General features: G+C 42.2%; 8 protein-coding genes and 8 tRNA genes. 2 read left to right on the forward strand and 14 right to left on the reverse strand.

Annotated features, from left to right (window positions below; translation table 11 throughout):
- Positions 1-101: 101 nt before the first annotated feature.
- Positions 102-872: a TIGR00266 family protein gene (locus EEJ45_RS08660; protein ID WP_124564417.1), complete on the forward strand. Its 771-nt coding sequence runs from the start codon at positions 102-104 to the stop codon at positions 870-872.
- 96 nt (positions 873-968) lie between these two features.
- Positions 969-1,676, forward strand: a complete 708-nt coding sequence (locus EEJ45_RS08665) for a lipase family protein (protein ID WP_124564418.1) — start codon at positions 969-971, stop codon at positions 1,674-1,676.
- Between the two features lie 29 nt (positions 1,677-1,705).
- On the opposite strand, the gene EEJ45_RS08670 is transcribed toward EEJ45_RS08665, so the two are convergent.
- From EEJ45_RS08670 to EEJ45_RS08735, 14 genes are all read right to left on the reverse strand, one after another.
- Positions 1,706-4,114 (reverse strand): glycogen/starch/alpha-glucan phosphorylase, encoded by a 2,409-nt coding sequence (locus EEJ45_RS08670; RefSeq protein WP_124564419.1) that lies wholly within the window; start codon positions 4,112-4,114, stop codon positions 1,706-1,708.
- Between the two features lies 1 nt (position 4,115).
- On the reverse strand, positions 4,116-5,555 hold the full coding sequence (gene glgA / locus EEJ45_RS08675) for a glycogen synthase GlgA (RefSeq protein WP_124564420.1): 1,440 nt from the start codon (positions 5,553-5,555) through the stop codon (positions 4,116-4,118).
- Positions 5,552-6,574, reverse strand: coding sequence for a GlgC family sugar phosphate nucleotidyltransferase (locus EEJ45_RS08680; RefSeq protein WP_124564421.1), 1,023 nt, complete (start codon positions 6,572-6,574; stop codon positions 5,552-5,554). Before EEJ45_RS08680 ends, glgA begins: the two co-directional genes overlap by 4 nt.
- 19 nt (positions 6,575-6,593) lie before the next feature.
- Positions 6,594-7,724, reverse strand: a complete 1,131-nt coding sequence (locus EEJ45_RS08685) for a glucose-1-phosphate adenylyltransferase (protein WP_124564422.1) — start codon at positions 7,722-7,724, stop codon at positions 6,594-6,596.
- The gene (glgB, locus tag EEJ45_RS08690) at positions 7,672-9,600 is read right to left on the reverse strand and encodes a 1,4-alpha-glucan branching enzyme (protein WP_380018272.1); all 1,929 of its coding nucleotides are present in this window, start codon (positions 9,598-9,600) and stop codon (positions 7,672-7,674) included. Before glgB ends, EEJ45_RS08685 begins: the two co-directional genes overlap by 53 nt.
- A gap of 373 nt (positions 9,601-9,973) precedes the next feature.
- Positions 9,974-10,915, reverse strand: a complete 942-nt coding sequence (locus EEJ45_RS08695) for an L-lactate dehydrogenase (protein ID WP_124564424.1) — start codon at positions 10,913-10,915, stop codon at positions 9,974-9,976.
- 271 nt (positions 10,916-11,186) lie between these two features.
- A tRNA-Glu gene (locus tag EEJ45_RS08700) sits at positions 11,187-11,258 on the reverse strand.
- Between the two features lies 1 nt (position 11,259).
- Positions 11,260-11,350: transfer RNA gene (locus EEJ45_RS08705), tRNA-Ser, on the reverse strand.
- Between the two features lie 3 nt (positions 11,351-11,353).
- Positions 11,354-11,428 (reverse strand) — tRNA-Asn (locus EEJ45_RS08710).
- Between the two features lie 157 nt (positions 11,429-11,585).
- Positions 11,586-11,659 (reverse strand) — tRNA-Ile (locus tag EEJ45_RS08715).
- A gap of 1 nt (position 11,660) precedes the next feature.
- Positions 11,661-11,734: transfer RNA gene (locus EEJ45_RS08720), tRNA-Gly, on the reverse strand.
- An 8-nt stretch (positions 11,735-11,742) separates the two neighbouring features.
- Positions 11,743-11,815: transfer RNA gene (locus EEJ45_RS08725), tRNA-Lys, on the reverse strand.
- A 179-nt stretch (positions 11,816-11,994) separates the two neighbouring features.
- Positions 11,995-12,070: transfer RNA gene (locus tag EEJ45_RS08730), tRNA-Thr, on the reverse strand.
- A gap of 34 nt (positions 12,071-12,104) precedes the next feature.
- A tRNA-Phe gene (locus tag EEJ45_RS08735) sits at positions 12,105-12,177 on the reverse strand.
- Positions 12,178-12,204: the final 27 nt, after the last annotated feature.

Below are 12,204 nucleotides of genomic sequence, written 5' to 3' on the forward strand. Positions count from 1 at the left end.
GCTTTATTCAAAACATTTTAAAAATGGATATTCCTTCTTTTTCCTATCTTCTGTACAATGAAAAAGTACCCCATATTTTATAAAATTGCGAGGTGGCCCCAATGAAGGCACATGAAATTGACTACAAATTACATGGTGATGATATGCAATTTGTAGAGATCGAATTAGATCCACAAGAAAGCGTAATGGCTGAGGCTGGCGCAATGATGATGATGGAAGATGGAATCGCTATGGAGACCATCTTTGGCGACGGCAGCGAGCAAAAAGGACTATTTGGCAAATTGATTGGCGCCGGAAAGCGTATGGTCACAGGAGAAAGTTTGTTTATGACCGTATTTACAAACACAAGTCACACAAAACGACGCGTTTCCTTTGCTGCTTCTTATCCTGGGAAAATTATTCCTGTAGACTTACGACAATATAATGAGAAAATTATTTGTCAAAAAGATGCATTTCTTTGCGCAGCCAAAGGTGTAGGTGTGGGTATTGAATTCACAAAAAAACTTGGCTCCGGTTTCTTTGGAGGCGAAGGCTTCATCATGCAAAAGCTAGAAGGTGACGGCTTAGCATTTATCCACGCAGGCGGTACCGTCTATCAGCGAGAATTACAGCCAGGTGAAAAACTGCGTATCGACACAGGTTGCCTTGTCGCTATGACAAAAAACGTTCATTATGACATTCAATTTGTTGGCAATGTAAAAACAGCCTTGTTCGGCGGTGAAGGCCTGTTCTTCGCAACATTGGAAGGACCGGGAACTGTTTGGATTCAGTCGATGACACTGAGCCGTTTAGCACAGCGCATCGTCGGCGCCGGTGGTGTAAAGACAGACGAAGGCAGTGTTCTTGGCGGTATTGGAAGGCTACTTGACTGAGAAAAAGGAAGGAGAATTCTCCTTCCTTTTTCTATAGGCACATTCCTCTCCCCCTTCTCATACAGTATGTTATCAAGAAAAAGGGGCTGAGCTGCCATGAAGAAAGAAGCTGCCGCGCTGTCTGCGACATGCTGTGCGCTGGCGTATGAGCAATTTAATCAAAATGGTGTATTTCAGGTTCCGGAGGGCTTTACCTGTGTGAAAAGCTTTCAAGCAAACTCTATGGGACAACAGGAATGGTTTGGGTTTATTTTAGAATCTGAAAACAAGATTATTGTCTCGTTTCGCGGCACCCAGTCCGATCCGAACTGGGTATCAGATTCTCTTGTCAATCAGCGTACCTTTTCATACGGTACAAAAAGTGGTCTTGTTCATCATGGCTTTCTGTCCATTTATGAGACATGCCGCGATACCATTATGGATACACTGCTAACCTTGCCAAATAAATCTCTTCTGGTAACCGGTCATAGCCTTGGCGGTGCACTGGCAACGCTTCACATTCTCGATGCACGTTTAAACACATCTCTTTCTGATGTAACGTTGTACACATTCGGCGCTCCAAAGGTCGGGGACCTTGCTTTTCGAAATTTTTATCAACTGCATATCCCCAATAGCTTCCGCTTTGTAAACTTATTTGATGTTGTCCCTCTTCTGCCGCCGCGTAAAGTAAAGCTGAAGAAGATTGCACAAAAGGAGTGGGAATATACACACGTTCCCAACAGCCTCACCTTTGCTTCTAACCTTGGTTCTGTCGTTAAAAACCACCATATCTCCACGTACCTAAATGCTGTCACCACATGGTAAAAAGGTGCCACGATAACGTGACACCTTTTTTATCGCAGCACACCGGCAGGCTCAATGCGCCAAATATCCTGTGCATATTGGGCGATGGTCCGGTCACTCGTAAAGAAACCGGAACTTGCAACATTGCTGATGCTCATAGAGAGCCAACGCCGTTTATCACTATACGCTTTGCCAACCTGCTCCTGTATATCAGCATAAGGTGCAAAGTCGCGAAGCACAAAATATTCATCATTTTGAATAAGCAACGAATCATAAATCGCCTCAAATTCCGCACCTACATCCGCGAAGAATCCACTGACGAGCTGATTCACCACCTTGCGGATGCGCCAATCATGATGATAATAATCCGTAGAACGATAACCGCCATTTTTGTAGTAGTTGAGCACCTCATCGGCAGTAAGACCAAAAATAAAAATATTTTCATCTCCTACTTCCTGACGAATCTCTACATTAGCACCATCCATCGTCCCAACCGTTATCGCACCATTCATCATAAACTTCATATTTCCTGTCCCAGAAGCTTCCTTACTTGCTGTAGAAATTTGCTCACTTACATCAGCTGCTGGAAAAATTTCTTCCGCCAATGATACACGATAGTTTTCAAGAAAAATCACACGAAGGACATCTTTTGTTTGTGGATCATGATTGACCTTAGCTGCCAGTTCATTAATAAGTTTAATAATCTTTTTCGCATAATAATAGCCTGGAGATGCCTTGGCGCCAAAAATAAAAGTACGTGGTTGCATCACAAAGCCAGTATCTTCTTTTAAGCGATTGTACAAATACATAATATGGAGCACATTCAACAACTGACGTTTGTAGGCATGCAACCGTTTGACTTGTACATCAAATAGGGAATGTGTATCAACCGAGATGCCGGTTTGCTGGTAAATGCGGCTTGCAAGCCGCTCTTTATTACCTTGCTTCACGCGGTAAAACTCCTCTTGAAACGCCGGATCATCTTTCACAGTAAGCAATGCGCGCAATTCGTTTGGTTGCTTCATCCAATCTGTGCCGATTGTACGACAGATTAAATTAGTTAACTGCGGATTTGCTTTAAAAAGCCAGCGTCTATGTGCGATACCGTTTGTTTTGTTATTAAATTTTTCAGGGTAAAATTCATGAAACAAATGCATTTCACGTTGCTTTAAAATCTCGGTGTGAATATGCGCCACACCATTTACACTATGGCTGCCGACAATCGCCAGATGTGCCATTTTGACAAGGCCATGCGCAATAATCGCCATTTCTTCGATTCGCTTCCAGTCGTACGGGTACGTATCCCACAAATTCTTACAAAAGCGCTCATTAATTTCATCTACAATCATAAAAATACGCGGCAAAAGCGGTTGAAAAATATGAATCGGCCACTTTTCAAGTGCTTCTGACAGTGTGGTATGATTTGTGTATGAAATCGTGTGAACCGTAATATGCCAAGCTTCTTCCCAGTCCATTTTTTCTTCATCCAGCAAAATCCGCATCAGTTCTGGAATTGCTAAGACCGGGTGCGTATCGTTGATATGAATTGCAATCTTTTCATGTAAGTTATGCAAATTTCCGTTGCGTTCTTTATGCAACCTGATGATATTGCGCAAGCTCGCAGACACAAGAAAATATTGCTGTTTTAAACGCAAAATTTTTCCCTCGTCGTGTGTATCATCCGGATATAAAAATTCAGAAACCGCCTCTGTTTCTCGCTTATACACAAGCACATTTTTATTATTTGGCGGAAACGGAACTGGCTCGGCATTCCACAGCCGCAGCGTATTGACAGTGTCAGTTTGATAGCCAACGACAGGCATATCATACGGAACTGCCATAATTGTTTCAGCATTTACATGTCGAAACTCTAAACGACCATTCACGTTGACTGCTTCTACCTGTCCCCAAAATCCTACTTCAACCGCTTGATCATGACGGCGAAGTTCCCACACATTATCATGACGCAACCACTGCTCTGGCAATTCAACCTGATAGCCGTCGACAATCTTTTGATCGAACAAGCCATGCTTATAGCGAATTCCGCAGCCGTGTCCTGGCAAATTAAGTGAAGCCAGTGAGTCCAAAAAACAAGCGGCCAAACGACCCAAACCGCCGTTACCAAGACCCGCATCCGCTTCACTCTCCTCGAGTTCATCGAGGTTAATACCAAGCTCCTCTAGTCCATCCTTACAAACCTGTAATAAATCTAAATTTAGCAAATTACTGCCTAGTAAGCGTCCCAATAAAAATTCAATCGACAAATAATACGTTTGCTTTGTATTCTCTGTTCGATTTCTCTCATTAGTTGCAATCCAACGAGAGCTAATATATTCGCGCACCATATGTCCGAGCGTGTTGTATTGATCGCGCACAGTGGAATCCTTGAAGCTTTTGCCATACATCATTTCCAATTTTTCTAAAAAAGCTGCTTTAAAGCTTTCTTTACTTGAAAACATGTTACTCACTCCTGTCGGTCAATTCCTCATACAACTCCTGATACTGCAGTGCCGATTGCTTCCAGCTATAATCTTGTGTCATCGCGCGTTTTACTAAGGTGTGCCATATATCCTTTTGTTTGTAATAATGAAGCGCACGGCGCATCGTATATAACAAGTCATGTGCATTAAAGTGCGCAAAGCTAAACCCATTTCCGTCACCTGTTTCTTCCTGATACGACTGCACCGTATCGTTCAAGCCACCCGTCTCTCGGACGATTGGAAGCGCACCGTAACGCAAGGCAATCAATTGCCCTAATCCACATGGTTCAAATAAAGACGGCATTAAAAACAAATCTGCTCCTGCATATACATGGTGCGCTAGTGCTTCGTTAAATCCTATGTATGCCTTTACTTTATCAGGATATAGATGAGACATATAGGAGAAGAACTCCTCGTATTCCTTATCCCCAGAGCCAACGACAATAAACTGTACATCACTTTCTAGTACCTCATGCAGCACGTGACGAATTAAATCAATTCCTTTTTGCTGTGTAAGACGCGTAACCATTGCAATAATAGGCGTGTCTGCTTTCTCAGGCAGTCCAAACCGGCGCTGCAAGGCAGCTTTGTTTTTCGCTTTTCTTTCAATAGAATCCGCATCGTATGTTGCTGTAATATCACGGTCAGTAGCTGGATTATAAAACACATCATCAATACCATTCACAATCCCGACCAACTTATGTTCATACCATCTAAGTAAACCGTCGAGTTTTTCCCCAAAAAACGGGTACTGTATTTCGTCCTTGTACGTCGGACTTACCGTTGTAATCTTGTCGGCCGATACAATGCCGCCCTTCATAAAATTAACGCAATCGTAAAACGCAAGGCGGTCTTCCGTCACATACTCAGGTCCCAATCCAAGCATATCGTGCACCATTTCACGTGGATATACCCCTTGAAATTGGAGATTATGAATGGTATATACACTCTTTATATCACGATACATCGGCTGATGTGCATATTGCTCCTTCAACAAAAAGCTAGCCATTGCCGTATGCCAATCATGACAATGAAGCACGTCCGGCTTAAAGTCAAGATGCGGAATACATTCTAGAATCGCTTTTGAGAAAAAGGAAAAGCGCTCGCCATCGTCATAGTGACCATACAGCGAGTCTCTTTTAAAATAGTATTCATTGTCAATGAGATAATACGTAATTCCATTATGTTCGGTTTCTAAAATGCCGCAATATTGATTGCGCCAGCCGAGCTGTACAGAAATCACTTGTTTCAGCTTGCTTTTGTCGCGAAGTGCCGCCGGAATTAAACTGTAATTCGGCAACATAACACGCACATCGTTACCTAGCTTTTTTAGTTCTTTAGGAAGTGCGCCCGCCACATCAGCAAGCCCTCCAGATTTAATAAACGGGACGCACTCAGATACTGCAAACAAAATATTCACGAATTCATCAACGCTCCTTGTATCGTACCTTTTTCCACCACGTAAGGTGAATCACTCGCTGTCAGAACTGTGCCAGCTTCAATTTTTACATCCTTATCAAGAATAACACCATCAATGATACAGTTTTCGCCGATGTGCGTTTTCTGCATAATGATACTGTTGCGAATGACCGATCCTTTTCCTACTTTTACAGAGCGGAAGATGATGCTGTTATCCACTTCTCCTTCAATGATACTGCCGTTTGCGACAACAGAATGACTCACCTTTGCTCCTTTCACATAACGCGTCGGCGGTTCATCCTTAACCTTTGTGTAAAATGGCTCATTTACACTGAACAACTGCTTCCACACCTCAGGCTTTAAAATATCTAAACTATGTTTATAATAACTCTCTGTAGAATTAATCATTGCCACATAGCCCGTATGCTCATACGTATGAATGTGAAGAGATTGATAGTTATCCTTTACCACATCAATGATGCTGTAGTAGCCTTTGTCTTTGTATTGTTCAAATAAAGAAAGTAATAAGTCCTTTGCTAAAATATACGTCTGTAAGGAACGTCCTGCATGACGAACCTCTGTAATGTCTGCACCAACTTCCACATGACGATTCAATATCGGCTGAAATTGAATGGATGCCACAATATGGGACATTGTAATAACTACATACTTTTGCTTACTGCGCAAGAAATAATCAATGTTTTTCGCAAAGTGATGAAAAGACCCAAAATCATTGCTTTCTCCCTGCGCATTTGGAGTAAACACGAATAATCCGTCGCGCTTGCGATGTAAATCCCACTGCTTACCAGAACCTAAATGGTCCATTAACGATCTGTTTTCATGACCGGTGAAGATAGCAACGCTATTGATGCCGGAATTGACCATGTTAGACAGCATAAAATCAATGAGACGATATCTTCCACCGAACGGAAGAGCCGCCAAACAGCGATGATTTGTTAATTCTTTTAAAGAAGAAAATTCCTTCGTTGCATTAATAATGCCCAACATCGATTCTTTCATCTCACTCAGTCTCCCTCTATTATTGATTGTCAGCTACTAATACAACATCTTCCATGTTTTTAAGTGGTTTAATTACGCTGCCATCTTCAATGACCATACCAGGTGCCACAATTGCACGTTCGATTGTTACATACTTACCGATGCTCGCTCCCGGCATAATAACGGAATCAGTAATACGGCTGTTTTGTCCGACTGTTACGCCTTGAAATAGAACGGAATGCTTCACTTCGCCTTCTACAACGCAGCCTTCATTCAGTAGGGACTCTTCTACATTTGCGGTCGGTGCAATATATTGCGGCGGATGATTTGGATTTACCGAGTAGATGCGCCAGTCGCGGTCATACAGATTCAATGTAGACTCCTCGTCCAATAAATCCATATTTGCTTCCCACAGACTCTTTACTGTGCCCACATCCTTCCAGTAGCCAGAGAACGGATACGCAACAACTTTTTTGTTTTCCTCAAGAAGCAATGGAATGACATCTTTACCAAAGTCATTGCTGGATTCCGGATTTCTAGCATCCATCTCCAAAAACTCCTTCAGAACGCTCCACTTAAAGATATAAATTCCCATGGAAGCAAGGTTGCTTTTTGGAAACTGTGGCTTTTCTTCAAACTCTACAATATCCATGTCTTCATTCGTGTTCATGATGCCAAAGCGACTTGCTTCATCCCAAGGCACTTCAATAACGGAGATGGACACATCCGCATCCTTTTCCATATGATAATCGAGCATTTTAGAGTAATCCATTTTATAAATATGGTCGCCGGACAAAATCAGAACATATTCCGGTTCATATTGCTTTAAATAATTTAAGTTTTGATAAATCGCGCTCGCTGTGCCTTTATACCATTTGACACCAGAGGATTCTGCGTATGGAGGAAGCACCGTCACACCGCCGTTGTTACGGTCCAGGTCCCAAGCACTGCCGATACCGATATAAGAATGTAGGAAAAGAGGCTGATACTGCGTAAGCACACCAACTGTTTCAATGCCGGAGTTGGTACAATTGCTTAGTGTAAAATCGATGATTCGATATTTACCGCCAAAGGAAACAGCGGGCTTGGCTAAATTTTGGGTAAGGGCGCTTAAGCGACTACCTTTTCCCCCTGCTAACAACATTGCTACGCACTTCTTTTTTTGTACCATTGCTTTTGTTCCCCTTTCTTGTTTTCACCGGTCGTAAAATAGACACCCCAAACGGTGGAATCGTCATCTCGACATAGGCTTCTTGATTGTGATAAGGACGTAATACAGTTTTTAGCTTTTTATTGACTTGGCCGGAACCTCCGTACTCTACGCTATCGCTATTTAAGATTTCATTATAATTTGCGTGTGGCGGTACTCCGATTTTATAGTCGTGGTATACATGCTCCGTAAAGTTACATACAATCACAAGCATATCTTCTTCCTTTTTTCCTTTGCGAATAAATGAGAAGATACTTTGTTCTCGGTTGTCCGCATCAATCCAAGAGAAGCCCTCCATATCATGGTCCAGCTCCCAAAGCGCCTTAGAACGTTTATAAATACTCATTAAATCCTTAAAGTATACCTGCATAAGTCGATGTGACTCAAACTCCTGCAGCATCCAATCTAAGTCCTCAAGATCCTTCCATTCATCAAACTGGCCAAATTCACCGCCCATAAATAACAGTTTCTTACCAGGATGACCGATTAAATAGCCATACAACAAGCGCAGCTGCGCAAACTTGCGCCAATAATCACCTGGCATCTTATTTAGCAATGATTTCTTACCGTGTACCACTTCATCATGCGATAAAGGTAAAATGAAATTTTCCGAGTAGGCATATAGTAGTGAAAATGTCACTTTATCATGGATATGTTTCCGGTGCTCTGGCTCACATTCCATGTACGTTAGCATATCGTTCATCCAGCCCATATTCCATTTATAATTAAACCCGAGTCCGCCCTCATGAACAGGCGCTGTCACAAGCGGCCAATCTGTCGAGTCCTCCGCCATCATCAACACATGCGGATCTGCCGCGAATACAGCTGTATTTAGCTTCTGTAAAAATGCCACCGCAAGCTCATTTTTCTCATGGCGGCCCTCTTTGTTCCAGTACAGCATATTAGCGACTGCATCGACGCGGAATCCATCAATGTGATACGTCTTCATCCAATACAGTGCATTGGAAATGAGAAAACTCTGTACCTCGGGCTTGCCTAAATCAAAGTTGGCTGTCCCCCATATTGCGTTTTCCCTAACTTGCTCATCTGCATATTCAAACGTTGGCTCGCCATCGAACATATAGAGACCGTGTGCATCCTTGCAATAATGACCAGGCACCCAATCAAGCAGGACACCAAGACCGTTTTGGTGACATTGGTCAATAAAATACATAAGGTCTTCAGGCTTACCATAACGGCTTGTCGGCGCATAATAGCCGGTGCCCTGATAGCCCCAAGAACGATCATACGGATGTTCAATGAGCGGCATAATCTCAATGTGAGTAAATTGATGACTCAGCACATACGGAATTAATTCATCCGCCATTTCACGGTACGTGTAAAACGAGCCATCTTCTTTCTTTTTCCAGGAACCAAAATGAAGCTCATATATAGTTACAGGCTCCTCATAGATGGACTTTCTTTTCTTGCTGCGGATCCATTTTTGATCATTCCAAGCATAAGGTGTGCTTTTATAGACAATAGAAGCAGTCTGCGGCCGAACCTCTGCATAACGCGCGTACGGATCTGCCTTCAAAATTATATCGCCCCGTCTTGTCTCGATTGCGTATTTGTATAATGTCATATGACCAATGGCAGGAATAAACAACGACCATACACCTTCGTCATTCAATTTCTCCATCGCATACTCATCCCCACTCCAATCGTTAAAATCACCAACGACTGAAACAGATACTGCGTTCGGAGCCCACACTGTAAAGCGTGTTCCCACCGTGCCGTTCTCCTCCGTTACATGAGCACCGAATGTCTCTTCAGACGCATACAAACTTCCCTCATGAAACAAATGTAAATCATACTCTGTTGGATGTGTCACAATCACCACTCTCACCTCACAAAACAAACATAATTATGTAACTCATTATTATCATTCTACAAAAATATTAAGAATCCTTCTAAAAAACAAAAAAATATACGGTTTTTCGTGAAAAATTTACTAGAAACAATAACTTTTCGACAATAAACATCAAAATTTGACGAATATTAAAATGTAAACGCTTTATTCTGAAATAGTGTTATATTATTGGGATTAATCAGAAAATAAATAATCCTCGACACTCATTCATGACATACTTTTTCGTGCAAAAATGTTTAAAAGATAAATTCAATAAATTTTCTAAAGTCCAAGTATAGAATCAGCAAAAAGTTTGTATAAAAAAAACACTTCAAATGAAGTGTTTTTTCTAATTTATTTACAGAACAGGTGCCATTGTCTCTTTTAATACTTTCACAGAATGCTCAAATTTTATTTGTTCTTCTTCGTTCAATTCCAGTTCCATAATTTCACGAATACCGCTTCGATTAATGATAGCCGGAACGCCGATATACACATCTTGCTGACCGTATTCTCCTTCAAGATATGCCGATACTGTCAAAATACAATTTTCATTACTTAAAATTGCTTTTGTCACACGAGCGAGAGACATCCCAATTCCGTAGTATGTGGAGCCTTTACGATTAATGATATGATACGCCGCATCGCGCACATTTACAAAGATATTATCCAATTCGTCTTGTTTGTAATCTGGATCTTCTAAAAACTTTTCTAGTTTACGTACACCAATGGAAGCATGGCTCCATACAGGTAGCTCTGTGTCACCGTGTTCGCCAATGATATAGGCATGAACATTTCGAGCGTCTACATCAAAGTATTCGCTCAGCATATAGCGGAAGCGCGCTGTATCTAAAGTTGTACCTGAACCAATAACACGTTCTTTTGGTAAACCGGATTCTTTCCAAGTTACATATGTTAAAATATCAACAGGGTTTGTCGCGACTAAGAAGATACCATCAAAGCCACTGTCCATAACGCCGCGTACAATTTGCTTGAAAATTTTTGTATTTTTTTCAACGAGATCTAATCGAGTTTCACCTGGTTTTTGTGGAAGACCTGCGGTAATTACAACAAGGTCCGCATCTTTACAATCTGCATAGCTGCCGTCCCAAATTTTTGTTGGAGATGGTGCGAACGGAATACCGTGGTTTAAGTCCATCGCTTCCCCTTCAGCTTTTGCTTCGTTAACATCCACTAACACCAATTCTTCGGCAATGCCTTGGTTTAACATCGCATACGCATAACTGCAGCCTACTGCTCCTGTACCAATTAACACTACACGATTAATGTTTTCTCTCATTGTTATTCGCTCTCCTTTGTTTGGTGCGTATTTGTACTAAGTATATGTGTATTGTTGCTGTTTACATTTATATTGTAGCACAAAAAGTATGTGAATAAATTCACATATATGATTAATTTGTGAACTTTTTCACATATAATTATGAAGGGAAAAGTATAAAGAAAATATCACACGGCTCCTTCGTGGGCTCTAGCTACAGCTACACACAGTCTGTTATCTAAGAAGAATAAAACAAAAACGCCAGCAATTATACTCGCTGACGTTTACAGTATGACCCGTACGGGATTCGAACCCGTGTTACCGCCGTGAAAGGGCGGTGTCTTAACCACTTGACCAACGGGCCATGGCAGAGAAGAAGGGATTCGAACCCTCGCACCGCTATCGCGATCTACTCCCTTAGCAGGGGAGCCCCTTGAGCCACTTGGGTACTTCTCTATATGGCTCCGCAAGTAGGATTCGAACCTACGACCTATCGGTTAACAGCCGATTGCTCTACCGCTGAGCTATTGCGGAATAATCAATTAGATATGCAACATTACTTCTTGTAACAGCCGATCGTCCTGACCTCAGGAAGTCGAAGCAAGAAGCAGCTCGGTCAGTACGCTGATGAATATACAAGGAAGCATATTCGTTCGTGCTCTACCGCTGAGCTATTGCGGAATATTAAAAATGGGCCTAAATGGACTCGAACCATCGACCTCACGCTTATCAGGCGTGCGCTCTAACCAGCTGAGCTATAGGCCCTTGGAGCGGGTGATGAGAATCGAACTCACGACCAGAGCTTGGAAGGCTCTTGTTTTACCACTAAACTACACCCGCATGAAATGTGAGCCATGAAGGACTCGAACCTTCGACCCTCTGATTAAAAGTCAGATGCTCTACCGACTGAGCTAATGGCTCATAACAATAAAAGAATTTATACAAGGTTTATACCTTTGTAAATGACGTCCTCATCTCAGTAAGCTTATTCAAGTCGCAGCTCGATGAGTACGCTGTAGTCTATGCTACGAAGCTTATTCGGTCGTGCTCTACCGACTGAGCTAATGGCTCATAATGATGAAAACTACTTTAAAAACCAATGGTGCCGGCTAGAGGACTTGAACCCCCAACCTACTGATTACAAGTCAGTTGCTCTGCCAATTGAGCTAAGCCGGCATATGAAAAGACATGTATTTATCATTTTTAAAAGTGGCTCGGGACGGAATCGAACCGCCGACACGAGGATTTTCAGTCCTCTGCTCTACCGACTGAGCTACCGAGCCAAAATGGCGGTCCCGACCGGGATCGAA

It is taken from the genome of Ectobacillus antri, assembly GCF_003852715.1.
Classification (GTDB): Bacteria; Bacillota; Bacilli; order Bacillales; family Bacillaceae_G; genus Ectobacillus; species Ectobacillus antri.

Bases quoted from the DNA above. Each gene is read 5' to 3' on its own strand.
- EEJ45_RS08695 (WP_124564424.1), bottom strand. From the start codon at position 10,915: ATGAGAGAAAACATTAATCGTGTAGTGTTAATTGGTACAGGAGCAGTA.
- EEJ45_RS08660 (WP_124564417.1), top strand. From the start codon at position 102: ATGAAGGCACATGAAATTGACTACAAATTACATGGTGATGATATGCAA.
- EEJ45_RS08670 (WP_124564419.1), bottom strand. From the start codon at position 4,114: ATGTTTTCAAGTAAAGAAAGCTTTAAAGCAGCTTTTTTAGAAAAATTG.
- EEJ45_RS08680 (WP_124564421.1), bottom strand. From the start codon at position 6,574: ATGAAAGAATCGATGTTGGGCATTATTAATGCAACGAAGGAATTTTCT.
- EEJ45_RS08665 (WP_124564418.1), top strand. From the start codon at position 969: ATGAAGAAAGAAGCTGCCGCGCTGTCTGCGACATGCTGTGCGCTGGCG.
- EEJ45_RS08685 (WP_124564422.1), bottom strand. From the start codon at position 7,724: ATGGTACAAAAAAAGAAGTGCGTAGCAATGTTGTTAGCAGGGGGAAAA.